Source organism: Streptomyces sp. NTD107, from assembly GCF_059510435.1.
Window position 1 is genome coordinate 1 of the sequence record NZ_JCAJZV010000021.1, and the last position, 13,227, is coordinate 13,227.

15 protein-coding genes are annotated in these 13,227 nt (G+C 69.4%); 8 read left to right on the forward strand and 7 right to left on the reverse strand.

Annotation, left to right across the window (positions count from 1 at the left end):
* Nucleotides 1–75: 75 nt before the first annotated feature.
* Nucleotides 76–1,323 carry a tyrosine-type recombinase/integrase gene (locus tag AC5WRL_RS26930; protein WP_496091277.1) on the forward strand — a complete coding sequence of 416 codons (1,248 nt, stop codon included), beginning with the start codon at nt 76–78 and terminating at the stop codon, nt 1,321–1,323.
* A 106-nt stretch (nt 1,324–1,429) separates the two neighbouring features.
* On the opposite strand, the gene sodN is transcribed toward AC5WRL_RS26930, so the two are convergent.
* Nucleotides 1,430–1,825, reverse strand: coding sequence for a superoxide dismutase, Ni (gene sodN / locus AC5WRL_RS26935; protein WP_030733403.1), 396 nt, complete (start codon nt 1,823–1,825; stop codon nt 1,430–1,432).
* A 172-nt stretch (nt 1,826–1,997) separates the two neighbouring features.
* Between sodN and sodX the strand changes: the two genes are divergently transcribed.
* Nucleotides 1,998–2,417 (forward strand): nickel-type superoxide dismutase maturation protease, encoded by a 420-nt coding sequence (gene sodX / locus AC5WRL_RS26940; protein ID WP_496091278.1) that lies wholly within the window; start codon nt 1,998–2,000, stop codon nt 2,415–2,417.
* Here the strand turns inward: sodX and AC5WRL_RS26945 are convergent.
* Nucleotides 2,330–2,953, reverse strand: a complete 624-nt coding sequence (locus AC5WRL_RS26945; protein WP_496091279.1) for a CGNR zinc finger domain-containing protein — start codon at nt 2,951–2,953, stop codon at nt 2,330–2,332. The two genes, sodX and AC5WRL_RS26945, sit on opposite strands and share 88 nt — an antisense overlap.
* Before the next feature lie 86 nt (nt 2,954–3,039).
* Here AC5WRL_RS26945 and AC5WRL_RS26950 point away from each other — a divergent pair, with 86 nt between their 5' ends.
* Complete coding sequence (locus tag AC5WRL_RS26950; RefSeq protein WP_496091280.1) at nt 3,040–3,804, forward strand: class I SAM-dependent methyltransferase; 765 nt, start codon at nt 3,040–3,042, stop codon at nt 3,802–3,804.
* Nucleotides 3,805–3,885: 81 nt separating this feature from the next.
* Here the strand turns inward: AC5WRL_RS26950 and AC5WRL_RS26955 are convergent, their stop codons facing one another.
* Nucleotides 3,886–5,109, reverse strand: a complete 1,224-nt coding sequence (locus tag AC5WRL_RS26955; RefSeq protein ID WP_496091281.1) for an NAD(P)-dependent malic enzyme — start codon at nt 5,107–5,109, stop codon at nt 3,886–3,888.
* A gap of 491 nt (nt 5,110–5,600) precedes the next feature.
* Here AC5WRL_RS26955 and AC5WRL_RS26960 point away from each other — a divergent pair, with 491 nt between their 5' ends.
* The 3 genes from AC5WRL_RS26960 to AC5WRL_RS26970 are packed head-to-tail and all read left to right on the forward strand — an operon-like array spanning nt 5,601 to nt 8,306.
* A complete protein-coding gene (locus AC5WRL_RS26960; RefSeq protein ID WP_496091282.1) occupies nt 5,601–6,548 on the forward strand; it encodes an ABC transporter substrate-binding protein in 948 nt (315 codons plus the stop codon).
* A gap of 7 nt (nt 6,549–6,555) precedes the next feature.
* Nucleotides 6,556–7,500 (forward strand): amino acid ABC transporter permease, encoded by a 945-nt coding sequence (locus tag AC5WRL_RS26965; protein ID WP_496091315.1) that lies wholly within the window; start codon nt 6,556–6,558, stop codon nt 7,498–7,500.
* Between the two features lie 53 nt (nt 7,501–7,553).
* Nucleotides 7,554–8,306: an amino acid ABC transporter ATP-binding protein gene (locus AC5WRL_RS26970; protein WP_496091316.1), complete on the forward strand. Its 753-nt coding sequence runs from the start codon at nt 7,554–7,556 to the stop codon at nt 8,304–8,306.
* 19 nt (nt 8,307–8,325) lie between these two features.
* Here AC5WRL_RS26970 and AC5WRL_RS26975 read toward each other — a convergent pair whose 3' ends face one another.
* Complete coding sequence (locus AC5WRL_RS26975; protein WP_496091317.1) at nt 8,326–8,526, reverse strand: SDR family oxidoreductase; 201 nt, start codon at nt 8,524–8,526, stop codon at nt 8,326–8,328.
* Nucleotides 8,527–8,630: 104 nt separating this feature from the next.
* On the reverse strand, nt 8,631–9,635 hold the full coding sequence (locus AC5WRL_RS26980; protein WP_496091283.1) for an MBL fold metallo-hydrolase: 1,005 nt from the start codon (nt 9,633–9,635) through the stop codon (nt 8,631–8,633).
* A gap of 100 nt (nt 9,636–9,735) precedes the next feature.
* Here AC5WRL_RS26980 and AC5WRL_RS26985 point away from each other — a divergent pair, with 100 nt between their 5' ends.
* Complete coding sequence (locus AC5WRL_RS26985; protein WP_496091284.1) at nt 9,736–10,731, forward strand: AraC family transcriptional regulator; 996 nt, start codon at nt 9,736–9,738, stop codon at nt 10,729–10,731.
* Between the two features lie 70 nt (nt 10,732–10,801).
* Here the strand turns inward: AC5WRL_RS26985 and AC5WRL_RS26990 are convergent, their stop codons facing one another.
* The gene (locus tag AC5WRL_RS26990) at nt 10,802–11,341 is read right to left on the reverse strand and encodes a GNAT family N-acetyltransferase (RefSeq protein WP_496091285.1); all 540 of its coding nucleotides are present in this window, start codon (nt 11,339–11,341) and stop codon (nt 10,802–10,804) included.
* Between the two features lie 103 nt (nt 11,342–11,444).
* Here AC5WRL_RS26990 and AC5WRL_RS26995 point away from each other — a divergent pair, with 103 nt between their 5' ends.
* A complete protein-coding gene (locus tag AC5WRL_RS26995; RefSeq protein ID WP_496091286.1) occupies nt 11,445–12,383 on the forward strand; it encodes a zinc-binding dehydrogenase in 939 nt (312 codons plus the stop codon).
* A gap of 39 nt (nt 12,384–12,422) precedes the next feature.
* Here the strand turns inward: AC5WRL_RS26995 and AC5WRL_RS27000 are convergent, their stop codons facing one another.
* Nucleotides 12,423–13,178: a FadR/GntR family transcriptional regulator gene (locus AC5WRL_RS27000; RefSeq protein ID WP_496091287.1), complete on the reverse strand. Its 756-nt coding sequence runs from the start codon at nt 13,176–13,178 to the stop codon at nt 12,423–12,425.
* Nucleotides 13,179–13,227: the final 49 nt, after the last annotated feature.

Consider the following 13,227-nt stretch of genomic DNA (forward strand, 5'->3'; position numbering starts at 1 on the left):
GGGAGGCATATCAAGGCGTGGGGCCCAGGGCATATGGGCCCCACGCTCCACCATTGCGCTTCATGGGAGCAGTGCATGGCACATGCAGAGAAGCGCGGCCGGTGGTGGCGAGTACGCTACCGGCTGCCGACGGGGAAGTTTGGGTCGGCCAGTGAGGATGATCACGGCAATCGCTTCCCGACCAAGAAACTGGCCCTGGAGTACGGGTCAAGCCTTGAGGCCGATGTGCGTCGGCGCACGTTCATCAGCCCCAGTGGCGGAAAGACCAAGTTCGGCGTATGGACCGAAAAGTGCATGACCTCCTGGGAATTGGAGGAGAGCAGCGAGGACACATACCGCTCGCGCCTCAACGCCGTCATTCTTCCCGAATGGAATGACTGGGAACTTCGGGACATCTCGCCCACTAGCTACATGAGCTGGCGAAAGGGGCTCGCAGCCAGGTACTCGAAGAACTACGTCAATAACGTCGAAGGCGTCATGCGCATGCTGCTGGATGACGCGGTTGAGGAAGGGCTGATCTCGGCGAACCCGATGCCTTCACTGAGGAAGCGTCGCCGGGGAAAGTATCAAGCGCCGCCAGAAGAAGACGACTACATCTACCCCACCCCCACACAGATCCTGCTCGCGTCCGAGAACGCCTTCATCGTGCGTGCCCTGGTCGGCAGGGTTATGGTCATCACCATGGGGTACACCGGCATGCGCATAGCGGAGATCGCCGGGCTTCGGCGCGAGTTCTGCTGGGTGGGGCCTGACCGTGACCCGTGGGACCAGCACATACGCGTGGAGTGGCAGGGGCACTGGAACGCGCGTGCCGGCGGTGGATTCCAGCTCCGGATGCCGAAGTACAGCTCCCGGCGGACGCTGATTCTCCCCCCGTTCCTCGGAACTCTGCTCCATCAGCTCCTGGAGAGCCACGACAGCGAATGGGCCTTCCCTACTGCTCGGCTACGGCCTCTCCGGGTCGATGATCAGTTCTATGGCCGCTTCTGGCATCCCATCATCGACGGGCATCCGGAACTCCCCCAGATCAAGGGCCGGCCCCACCGCGCCGAGCTGCTGACGGTAGAAGGCATCGAGGGGATGGTGCCCCACGGGACCCGGCATGGGCACCGGGTTTGGCTTGACGAAGACGGCATCTCGAAGGCCGCGATCGATGAGCGGATGGGCCACAAAGTCAGGAGCGGGGGACGCATGGACGGTCCGAGGACCTACCGGCATGTAACGCCGCGCATGCGCCTCCAGGCCGCTCGGGCCCTGGAACGACGGTGGCACAGGTCCATTAAAGAGCGGGAGAAGATGATCTCCCAGAAATCTCCCAATTGATCTTGAGGTCCCTGATGGTGCTCGCCACCCGAACGGGTGATGAGCACCATCAGGGGCGTGACCTGCATCTTTCAGCTCAGCGATGGTGTCACCGATGGAGCCTGCGTCACGCCTTCTTGGTCTCCCAGAAGATGGTGTCGATCTGGGCGATGTAGTCCAGGGCCTTCTGGCCGGTGGCCGGGTCGGTGGAGCCCTTGGCGGCGCTGAGGGCCTTCAGGGTCTCGTTGACCAGCTGGTGCAGCTCCGGGTACTTCTCGAAGTGCGGCGGCTTGAAGTAGTCGCTCCACAGCACCGAGATGTGGTGCTTGGCCAGCTCGGCCCGCTCCTCCTTGATGACGGTGGCGCGGGCGCGGAAGTGCGGGTCCTCGTTGGCCTGGTACTTCTCCTGTACGGCCTTGACGGATTCTGCCTCGATGCGCGCCTGGGCGGGGTCATAGACACCGCACGGCAGATCGCAGTGGGCACTGACCTTCACCTTGGGGGCGAAAAGGCGGGAGAGCATGGGGCCGTCCTTCCTCGTGATCGTCTTCTCGCGTGCGACATTACTCCGTGAGGGGCGGCATTTCTCGGTTGACCCCGGTCACCCGGCCCGGCTTACATCCAAAGTCCGATGCGAGCGGGCCAACCGGCCGACAGCGGCGGCCGGTCGAGCACAGGGAAGAGGCGGCGGCGCGATGGCGGAGCGGGCGCGGGGGCGTACGGGCGGGGCGGGGCGGATCGGCCTGGCCGAGGTGTACAACCCGTCGATGCTGCCCACGCTGCGCCCCGGCGACCAGCTGCTGCTGCGGTACGGGGCCCGGGTGCGGCCCGGCGATGTGGTGGTGCTGCGGCATCCGTTCCAGCACGATCTGCTGATCGTCAAGCGCGCGGTGGAGCGGCGCGGCGGTGGCTGGTGGGTGGTGGGGGACAACCCCGAGGTGACCAACGACAGCCGGGAGTTCGGCACGGTGCCGGATGATCTGCTGGTGGCGCGGGCGCTGTTGCGGCTGCGGTCGCCGCGCGGGCTTCAGCGTTCGCCGCTGGCGGCGCTGGTCTGGCTGCCCTCGGCGGTGCGTCCGCTCAGCTCGCGTTCGCGGCGTTTGCGGGCCCGGTAGGCGGCGACGTTGGCGCGGGTCGCACACCGGTCCGAACAGTACCGTTTGGAGCGGTTTGTTGACGTGTCGATATAGGCGTTGCGGCAGGGTTCCGCCTCGCAGATGCCGAGCCGGTCCACGCCCAGATCGGTGAGCTGGAAGGTCAGGCCCATGCAGGCGATCGCGGCGTAGCCGGCCGTGGCGTTGGAGGGGTGTTCGGCCAGGTGCAGATGCCACAGCGGACGGCCGGTGTCGTCGTTCCGGGCGTCGTGCCCGGAGATCTGGGGGCTGGCCGGGTACTCCAGCAGCAGGGCGTTCAGCAGATCCACCGCTCGTACCTCCTCACCCTCGGCGGCGGCGGTGAAGACGGCGCGCAGCCGGGTACGTACCGCCTTGAGGCGGGTGACATCGGCGTCACCGGCCCGGCGGGCGAGGGTCTGCATGGGGCCGAAGAGGGCGCGGACGGACTCCACCGAGGTGAGGGTGTCCTTGTTGCGCAGTGGCTCCTCGCTGTTGACCAGTCGCACCGCGAAGTCTGAGTAATAGGTCAGTTCCACTTGTGTTCCTTACTTGCGGCCCCTTAGGGTGACACTGTACTTGTAAGGGTCACAGATGGTGTGATCCATTACCAGGGGAGTGTCGCATGGTGTCCTGGGAACAGTGGCAGCAGAGTTGGGACCGGCAGCAGGAGTGGTACCTCCCGGACCGCGAGGAGCGGTTCCGGGTCATGCTGGACGGGGTCGAGGCCCTTACCGGCACCGAGCCGCGGGTCCTGGACCTGGCCTGCGGCACCGGCAGCATCAGCGCCCGGCTGCTGCGCCGCTTCCCCGGCGCCACCAGCACCGGCGTCGACCTCGATCCGGCTCTCCTCACTATCGCTCGCGGCTCCTTCGAGGGCGAGGACCGGATCGGCTTCGTCACCGCCGACCTGCGCGACCCGAAGTGGACCGCCGAACTGCCGTACGAGACGTACGACGCCGTTCTCACCTCCACCGCCCTGCACTGGCTGGATCCGGTGGCGCTGCGTGCCCTGTACGCACAGCTCGCCGATCTGCTGCGGACCGGCGGGGTGTTCATCAACGCCGACCACATGCCCAACCCCGACGCCCCGCGGATCAACGCCGCCGAACACGCCTTCACCCGCGCCCGGCAGGAGCGGGCCAGCGCGGCCGGGGCCAAGGACTGGCCGCAGTGGTGGACCGAGCTGGCCGCCGACCCGCAACTGGCGGACGTGGTGGCGCAGCGGTTCGCGATCTTCGGCAACCCGGCCGAGGCCGCCGGCGACCACGACGACGCCGGCGCCCACCCCATCGACTGGCACATCAAGACCCTGCGCGAGGTCGGCTTCGCCGAGGCCACCACGGCCTGGGCCTCCCTCACCGACGCGGCGGTGCTGGCCCTGCGGTAGCCCTTCCCCGGCAGGCCGCCACGGCGCAGACGCCCGGGGGCGGTGGGACCGTACCCGTACGACCCCACCACCCCCGGTCCGCTACCGCCGCGCCACGCCCTCCGCGCGGGCCGCTTCCGCGACCGCCGCCGCGACCGCGGGGGCCACCCGGGCGTCGAACGGCGAGGGGACCACCAGCGACGGTGACAGTTCGTCCGCCACCACGGCCGCCAGCGCCTCCGCCGCCGCGAGCTTCATGCCCTCCGTGATCCGCGCCGCCCGCACCTGGAGCGCGCCCGCGAAGATGCCGGGGAAGGCCAGCACATTGTTGATCTGATTGGGATAGTCGCTGCGCCCGGTGGCCACCACCGCCGCGTACCGCGCCGCCACCTCCGGGTGGATCTCCGGGGTCGGGTTGGCCATCGCGAAGACGAACGCGCCGGGCGCCATCCTCGCCACCGCCTCCTCCGGCACCGTCCCGCCGCTCACCCCGACGAACACGTCCGCGCCCGCCAGCGCGTCCGCGAGCGAACCCGACAGACCGGCCTTGTTCGTCGCCGCCGCCAGCTCCGCCTTCACTCCGGTGAGATCCGGCCGCCCGGCCGCCAGCACGCCCTTGCGGTCGCACAGCGCCACATCGCCGATCCCCGCGCCCAGCAGGATCCTGGCGATCGCCGCGCCCGCCGCGCCCGCGCCGGAGATCACCACCCGCAGCTCGGCCAGGCCGCGCCCGCTCAGCCGCGCCGCGTTCCGCAGCGCCGCCAGCGTCACCACCGCCGTACCGTGCTGGTCGTCGTGGAAGACCGGGATGTCGACGCGCTCCTGGAGCTTGCGCTCGATCTCGAAGCAGCGCGGTGCCGCGATGTCCTCCAGGTTGATGCCGCCGAACGACGGGGCGAGCCGGGCCACCGTCTCCACGATCTCGTCCACGTCCTGGGTGTCCAGCGCCAGCGGCACCGCGTCCACCCCGCCGAACTCCTTGAAGAGGATCGCCTTGCCCTCCATCACCGGCATCGAGGCGGCCGGCCCGATGTCGCCGAGCCCCAGCACCGCGCTGCCGTCGGTCACCACGGCCACCACCTGCGAGGTCCAGGTGTAGTCGTGCGCCAGCTCCGGCCGCTCCGCGATGGCCGCGCACACCGTGGCGACCCCCGGGGTGTACGCGAGCGACAGGTCGGCGGCGTCGCGCACCGGCACGGTGGAGGTGACGGCCATCTTGCCGCCCCGGTGCAGGGCGAAGACCGGGTCGAGCAGGCTGTCGACGGTGTCCGCGGCGGCGCTGTCGGTTGCGGTGCCGCCGCGAGGATTGATGATCTCCGATGTCACGAGAGTTGACCCCTTTTGCTGCCGGACTGCGTGTTCACGAGGGTTGGCCGCCTCCCGGTCGGGAAGCGGGCGGGCACCACGTCCGCGTCCCGGCGGGCGAGTGGCCGCCGTAGGGGACTGGCACGGACGCCGGACGCGCCGCACACGCGCCCAGGTCCCCGGGTGAGGGGTGTAACGGATCGTTCTACCTGATCGCGGGGGCCGTGCGCACGCCCGATCGTTGGCCACGGACCCGGTCCGCCCATCCTGGGTGACGGATCTCTCATCCGTGTTACGCGCAGGTCACAGGGCCACGGGTGTACGGCAGTTCGTCACTCCCGGTCACCGGTGCGGGATGTCCGTTATCCGATCGGGACGCAGAGGTGGACTCAACCTGACCTGTGGATGGCAGGATTCCTTCTCGTCTCTTGCACAAAAAGCGAACACAGTCGCGACACTCGAAGACGTGTGCCCGGCCTCGGATACTTCCGACCCCCCAGGAGGACCACGCCATGACCAGCCTCACCCGCCGCTCCCGCTGTACGGTCCTGGGAGCCTTCGCCGCCGCCGGCGTCCTGCTGCTGAGCGCCTGCGGTGACCAGACCGACGGGAACAAGGGTTCGGACGGATCGAGCGGCGGGGGCGGCGGCGGGGGCGGCGCCAACGCGGACGCGCCGCTGTACGACCTGCTGCCCGAGGCGATCCAGGAGGCGGGCGTGATCAAGGTCGGCTCCAACATCGACTACGCGCCGATCGAGTTCTTCGACGACAACGACCAGATCGCCGGCATCGACCCGGACATCGCCGCCGCGCTCGGCGAGGTCCTCGGCGTCGACCTCACCTTCAGCGACGGCACCTTCGACGGCCTGGTCCTGGGCCTCAACAACGGCCGCCACGACATCGTGATGTCGGCCATGACCGACACCAAGGACCGCCAGAACGGCATCAGCGAGGACGCCGAGGGCGGCGCCGACTTCGTCAACTACTTCAAGGCCGGCTCCGCCATCCTCGTCGCCAAGGGCAACCCCGAGGGCATCACCGGGGTGGGCGACCTGTGCGGGCTCACCGTGGCCGCCCAGCGCGGCACCGCGAACGAATACCTCCTGGACGACCAGCAGGAGAAGTGCGACGAGCCGATCAGCACGATGATCAACGAGACGGACTCCAACTCCATCACCGCCCTCCAGAGCGGTCGGGCCCAGGCCGTCATCACCGACTTCCCCGTCGCCCTCTACAACGAGCTGACGGCCGGCGACGGCGAGCTCTTCGAGGTGGTCGGCGACCAGATCGACGCCGCCCCGTACGGCATCGCCGTCAAGAAGGACAACACCCAGCTGCGCGACGCCATCCAGGCCGCCGTCCAGGAGATCATCGACAACGGCACCTATGGCGAGGTGCTGGCGAAGTGGAGCGCCGAGACCGGCGCCATCGACGAGGCCACCATCAACGCGGGTGAGTGACGAACCCGTGTCCCTCGATCTCGACAAGCAGCGGAGCGCGGGCGGCGCCGACGACGTCGCGCCCGAAGAGCTGAGGGCCATCCCGGTACGCCACTGGGGCCGCTGGCTGGGCGCGGCCCTGGTCATCGCGGTGCTCGGGCTGCTGGTGTGGGCCTTCGCCAACGCCAGGATCAACTGGAATGTGGTCGGCGACTACCTGACGTACCAGCGCATCATGGACGGCGCGCTCAACACCCTGTGGATCACGGTGTGCGCCATGGTGCTCGGCCTGGTGCTGGGGATGCTGCTGGCGGTCATGCGACTGTCGGACAATCCGGTGCTGTCATCGGTCGCCTACGGCTACATCTGGTTCTTCCGCGGCACCCCCGTACTGGTGCAGCTGATGCTCTGGTACAACCTCTCCTACATCTTCGACACGCTCAATCTCGGCTTCTACAAGAACGAGATGAACGACGTCATGACCCCGTTCCTGGCCGCCCTCCTGGGGCTCGGCCTGAACGAGGCCGCCTACATGGCGGAGATCGCCCGGGCCGGCATCAAGTCGGTGGACGGCGGCCAGACCGAGGCGGCGCAGGCGCTCGGCATGAACGGCGCCAAGACCATGCGGCGCATCGTGCTGCCGCAGGCGATGCGGGTGATCATCCCGCCGTCCGGCAACGAGTTCATCAACATGCTCAAGACGTCCTCGCTGGCGTCGGTGATCTACTTCGAGGAACTCTTCCGGGCCGGTGACACCATCAGCTCCCGCAACCTCGCGGTGATGGAGATGATGATGGTGGTGAGCGTCTGGTACCTGCTGCTGACCACGGTCTTCAGCATCGGCCAGTACTACCTGGAGCGGTACTACGCCAAGGGCACCGACCGCGAACAGCCGCCGACCCCGCTCCAGCGGATCGGCCGGCAGCTCACCTCCTTCCGTACCAAGAGCCGGGTGGGAGGCGAAACCATATGAGCGACACCACCGACACCACCGACACCACCGACACCACCGACGAGACCCTTCCGATGGTGAAGGCCGAACGCGTCCACAAGTCCTTCGGCGCGGTCGAGGTCCTCAAGGGCATCGACCTCCAGGTGCGGCGCGGCGAGGTGTTCTGCGTGGTCGGGCCGTCCGGCTCGGGCAAGTCGACCTTCCTGCGCTGCATCAACCACCTGGAGAAGATCAACGCCGGGCGGCTGTACGTGGACGGCGAGCTGGTCGGCTACCGGCAGCGCGGCAAGAAGCTGTACGAGATGCGCGAGCGCGAGGTGGCCGCCCAGCGCCGGGACATCGGCATGGTCTTCCAGCGGTTCAACCTCTTCCCGCACATGACCGCCGCCGAGAACGTCATGGAGGCTCCGGTCCAGGTCAAGCGCGTGGCCAGGGCCAAGGCCCGCGAGCGGGCCCAGGAACTGCTGGAGCGGGTGGGGCTCGGCGACCGCGCCGGTCACTATCCGGCGCAGCTGTCCGGCGGGCAGCAGCAGCGGGTGGCGATCGCACGGGCGCTGGCCATGGACCCCAAGCTCATGCTCTTCGACGAGCCGACCTCGGCGCTCGACCCCGAACTGGTCGGGGAGGTCCTGGACGTGATGCGCGGCCTCGCCGACGACGGCATGACCATGATCGTGGTCACCCACGAGATGGGCTTCGCCCGTGAGGTCAGCGACTCGCTGGTGTTCATGGACGAGGGCGTGGTCGTCGAATCCGGCAACCCCCGCGACGTCCTGACCAACCCCCGCCATGAACGCACCCAGGCGTTCCTCTCCAAGGTCCTCTGACGGCGCCGGCCGTCGCCGGCTACAGCGCGTGCCCGCCCGCCACCTGGATCACCTGCCCGGTGATCCAGGTGGCCTGCCGGGAGGCGAGGAACACCACCGCGTCGGCGATGTCCCAGGGCGTCCCGACCCGGCGCAGCGGGACGTCCGGCAGCTGACCGGCGAAGGCAGCGGCGGTCTGGCGCCCCGATGTTCCGGTGCGCCCCGGTGACCAGCACGACACGCCCCGCAAGCCCGGTATCGATCATGCGGCGCACCCTCCACCACCCACCGGCACGGCCGCAACCGGAGTTCAGGCGTACCGGGGGAGACCCGTGGTGGTGATCTTCATGCCGATGCCGCTCGGCTCGATGTCCTCGCCGTAGCGTCCGTGCAGCTTGCCCCGGTCCTCGCCGTCGCGGGGCACGGTGTACCGCGTCCAGCTGCCGTCGCCCATGGGCCGAGGGCGAACCCAGCACTGTCCCGTCGCACTTCCAGAGCCCCCGCACCACCGAAGTGTGCGGGGACGAGCAGTTCCCGTTCATCAGCCGCCCGCCCGAGTATCCGATGGCGACTGGCCACCGCTTGTTCCGGGGCCAGACAGGCGTTGCTGTTGCAGCAGGGATCGAGAATCTGGATCGGGCTGTGCAGCAGATCTCCGACGAAGACCGCCCGGTCGCTCCCGGAGGCGAGTCTCAGCACGGACGAGCCGGGAGTGTGGCCCGGCGCGGACTCCAGGGTGAGGTGTTCGTCAATACGGTGGAGGCCGTCCCACAGCACGGCCTGTCCAGCCCGGTGGATGGGCGCGACGCTGTCTTCGTAGATCAGGCGGTCGACTTCCCGCTCGCCGTTCCCGTACGCGTTGTCCGGACCGTAATGGAAGTCGTCCGCGGCCGGAATGAGGTACTGGGCGTTGGGGAACGCCGGTATCCACTGCCCGTCCGCGTCGACGGTGTTCCAGCCGACGTGATCGACATGGAGGTGGGTGTTGACGACGACGTCGACATCCCGCGGGCGAACACCGGCCCTCTCCAGAAGTCCGAGGAAATCACTCCGACCGTGGTGGAACGGCCCCATGCCCGGTCGCTCACGCCCGTGGCCCGCTCCGGTGTCGACGAGTACGGTCCGCCCGGCGCTGCGCAGCACCCAGCTCTGGAGCGCGAGCACCGCCAAGTCGCTGTCCGGCTCCCAGTGGTCCGGTGCCAGCCAGTCCTTGTTGTCCTTCCACAGCTCGTCGGCGGCTCCCGGGAACAGGCCGGAAGTGGGCAGGAACGGTGCCTGCCACTCCAGGACCCTGATGATCTCGACGTCCCCCAGCACCATGCTCCGCACGCTCTCGTTCTCGCTCGTCATATGTCTGACCCTAAGAAGGCCGAATGAGCTTCTCAATGCGTGTTCAGCTCAATGAGATACGCATCCGTCTCAAGCCATAGACGGGAGATACCTTGGTCGCATGGATGTGGTCAGCGACGCGATCTCTGTCGTGCACCTCGGGCACCCGCGGTCCCACCGGGTGCGGACGAGCGGGAGCTGGTGCGTGCGGCTGGACCAGTACGACGGAGCGGGCTTCCACGTCGTGCTGAAGGGCAGTTGCTGGTTGCTGACCGACAGCGGCGCCTCGGTGTCTCTCGGCGTGGGGGACGCGGTGCTGCTGCCCCATGGCACGGGCCATGTGATCGCCGATTCCCCGGTCGATGCGACGATCGCGGAGGAGCGGGCGGTGCCGTTCGAGCCATGGCTTGCGGAGACGGGGCCGGGAGCACGGCCCGATCGCGACGGGACGGAGATGCTCTGCGGGAAGTACTGGCTCGACTGCGGTCGCATGCACCCGCTCATGGCAGAGCTGCCCGAGGTCGTCCACCTTCCCAGCCGAGTGGGCACACACCTCGAACTCCGTGCCGCGATCGACCTGCTCGCCGGTGAGCTGGAGGAGGGCCGGCCCGGCTCCCGCGTCGCGCTCCCGAACCTGCTCGACCTGCTGCTCGTCTACATGATCCGCTCCTGGATGACCCAGACCACCGACGGAGCCTGGCCCGTAGCACTGGGCGACCCGGTGACGGCCGCCGCCCTGCGGGCGCTGCACTCGAACCCGGGCGCCCCGTGGAGCAACGACCGCCTGGCAGCGGAGGCGGGCGTCTCCCGACCCACCCTGGCGCGCCGGTTCACCACCTTGATCGGCCGCCCTCCGATGGCCTACCTCACCTGGTGGCGGGTGATCCTTGCCGCCACTCTGCTCCGCGACACCCCGGACACCCTGGCCACCATCGCCGGCCGGGTCGGCTACGGCAGCCCGTACGCACTCTCCCACGCCTTCGAGAGGGAGTTCGGCACGACACCGGGGCGGTATCGGGCCCAGACCGCAGGTCGATCCACTTCCGCCGCAGGCCCTCAACCGACGTCAGAACAGACTGACATCGCAGACCCGGTGAGGCGGCGGCGGAGAAGCTGAGCCCGGTCGGGCCCGGTCGGGCCCGGGCTCTGCGGGCCGCGCACCTTTGTCGGCAAGGCGATCAAGGGGCTCAGGCCGCACGGGTAGTCGCCCAGACCTCCTTCGGGGGCGCGTCGTGCGGGGTCAGCTGGCCGGTCTTCGTCCAGTTCCAGGACTGGTACGCGGTGCGGGCCGTCGCGTCGCCCGGCTCCAGGAGGGCCACCGCCACCTGCGGGGTGGCGCGGGCCAGCAGGTCGGTCAGCAGCCGGGTGGCCACCCGTTCGCGGCGGCGGGCCGGGGTCACCATCAGTTCGGCCACCACGAAGACCTGCCGGGAGCCGGCCAGCTCGTCGATCTCGGCGGGCACGTCCTGGAACTCCTGCCACCACGCGGACTCCCGTTCCACCCGGAAGCCGTACGCGGCGCCCACCAGCGCGGGGTCGCTGGCCAGCACGAGGTCGAAGTCCTCCTGCTGGACGTCGTGGTCGGTCAGCCGCCGGATGAACTCCTGCCGCTCCAGCGGCTGGTCCCCGAACGGGTCCCGGTACGCCGCACCGTGGATGTCGGCGATCTGCTCGCGCTGGGACTCCGCCTGCCACCGGCTGAGTCGCCGCAGAAAGACCATGCCCATCTGTGCCTCCCCGAACTCCCCTGGGCCTCCTGGACGGAGGCGACCTCTCATCGTCCCACCGAAGTGCCCCCGTACGGAACGCCCGGGCGATAGCGTTGACCTCATGTTTGCCGCCTATGCCGCCCGCGCGGATGCCGAAGAGCCCCTGTCCGCCCTGGAGCTGGGGGAGCGGCCCGACCCCGAGGTGCCGCCGGGCTGGACGGTGGTACGGGTGCGGGCCGCTTCGCTCAATCATCACGATCTGTGGTCGCTGCGCGGCGTGGGGCTGGGGGTGGACGCGCTGCCGATGATCCTGGGCTGCGACGGTGCCGGGATCGACGAGCACGGCGCCGAGGTGGTGGTGTACCCGGTGATCGGCGGGGCGCGCCGCACGCTGCTGTCGGAGAAGTACCAGGGCACCTTCGCGGAGCGGGTGGCGGTCCCGGCCGGCAATGTGCTGCCCAAGCCGCCCGAGCTGTCCTTCGAGGAGGCCGCCGCGCTGCCGACGGCCTGGCTGACCGCGTACCGGATGCTGTTCACCAAGGCGGGGGTACGGCCCGGGGACAGCGTGCTGGTGCAGGGTGCGGGCGGCGGGGTGGCGACCGCCGCGATCGTGCTGGGGGCCGCGGCCGGGCTGCGGATCTTTGTCACCGGGCGCGAGGAGCGCAAGCGGCGCCGGGCGCTGGAGCTGGGCGCGGAGGCGGTGTTCGAGCCGGGCGGCCGGCTGCCGCACCGGATGGACGCCGTACTGGAGACGGTCGGCGCCGCGACCTGGTCGCACTCGGTGAAGTCACTGCGGCCGGGCGGCACGCTGGTGGTCTCCGGCACCACCACCGGGCCCAATCCGCCGGCCGCCGAGTTGCAGCGGATCTTCTTCCTGGAGCTGACGGTGGCCGGCACCACCATGGGCACCAGGGAGGAGTTGGCGGGGCTGCTCAGCTTCTGTGCGGCCAAGGGGGTGCGCCCGGTCATCGATACGGTGCTGCCGCTGGACCGGGCCCGGGAGGGGTTCGCGCGGATGGCGGCCGGCGACCTCTACGGGAAGATCGTCTTCACCGTCTGAGCCGGTGAGCGGGTGAGCCGGTGAGCGGGCGCTCCGGTCTCAGCCCGCGGTCTGCATCGCCGCGCTGAGCCGCGCGTTGGCCATCCGCATGTGCTCGGCCATCGCGCGGTCGGCGGCCTCCGGGTCGCGGTCGCGGATGGCCTTCAGCACGGCGTCGTGCTCGCACAGCGTTCCGCTGACGGTGCCCTCGATGTCGCTGACCCGCTCCATCCACACCTGGAGCAGCGCCCGGATGCTGTGCAGGATGTCGCTGAGCACGGTGTTCCCGGCGATCCGGGCGGTCTCCAGGTGGAAGGCGATGTCCGCCTCGATGAACGCCTTGGCGTCGCCGCCCGCGTCCCGCATGTGCTGGAGGTGTTCCTCCAGAGCGGCCACGTCCGCGTCCGAGGTGCGCTGCGCGGCGAGCCGGGCGGAGACGGCCTCCATGTGGGTGCGTACCTCGACGAGGTCGCGGGTGCGTCGCTGGCCCAGCATCAGGCCCCAGTTGATGGCGCGCGGCAGGAACTCCGAGGTGCCTTCGCGGACGTAGGAGCCGGAGCCGGGCCGTATCTCGATGATGCCCAGGACGTCCAGCGCGGAGAGCGCGCCGCGCACGCTGGAGCGGGCCACGCCCAGTGCCTCGGCCAGCTGGCGTTCGGCGGGCAGCCGGGTGCCGGGTCTGATGTCCCCCGAGGTGAGGTGGTCGAGCAGCCGCTTGGCGACCTCGCTGACGGAGGACTCGCGCACCACGGGGCGCAGGAGCTGGGCCAAGTCGGTGGCGGTGGCGGCGGGCTGCTGATCGGACTGGGTGGTCACGCAGACCAGTACACCAGATGGACGGCGTGACCAGCCACGGTCGCAATCC

Excerpts from the sequence above, each read along its gene's own strand:
- AC5WRL_RS26930 (WP_496091277.1), top strand. The coding sequence starts at position 76 with ATGGCACATGCAGAGAAGCGCGGCCGGTGGTGGCGAGTACGCTACCGG.
- sodN (WP_030733403.1), bottom strand. The coding sequence starts at position 1,825 with ATGCTCTCCCGCCTTTTCGCCCCCAAGGTGAAGGTCAGTGCCCACTGC.
- sodX (WP_496091278.1), top strand. The coding sequence starts at position 1,998 with ATGGCGGAGCGGGCGCGGGGGCGTACGGGCGGGGCGGGGCGGATCGGC.
- AC5WRL_RS26950 (WP_496091280.1), top strand. The coding sequence starts at position 3,040 with ATGGTGTCCTGGGAACAGTGGCAGCAGAGTTGGGACCGGCAGCAGGAG.
- AC5WRL_RS26960 (WP_496091282.1), top strand. The coding sequence starts at position 5,601 with ATGACCAGCCTCACCCGCCGCTCCCGCTGTACGGTCCTGGGAGCCTTC.
- AC5WRL_RS26970 (WP_496091316.1), top strand. The coding sequence starts at position 7,554 with ATGGTGAAGGCCGAACGCGTCCACAAGTCCTTCGGCGCGGTCGAGGTC.
- AC5WRL_RS26980 (WP_496091283.1), bottom strand. The coding sequence starts at position 9,635 with ATGACGAGCGAGAACGAGAGCGTGCGGAGCATGGTGCTGGGGGACGTC.
- AC5WRL_RS26985 (WP_496091284.1), top strand. The coding sequence starts at position 9,736 with ATGGATGTGGTCAGCGACGCGATCTCTGTCGTGCACCTCGGGCACCCG.
- AC5WRL_RS26990 (WP_496091285.1), bottom strand. The coding sequence starts at position 11,341 with ATGGGCATGGTCTTTCTGCGGCGACTCAGCCGGTGGCAGGCGGAGTCC.
- AC5WRL_RS26995 (WP_496091286.1), top strand. The coding sequence starts at position 11,445 with ATGTTTGCCGCCTATGCCGCCCGCGCGGATGCCGAAGAGCCCCTGTCC.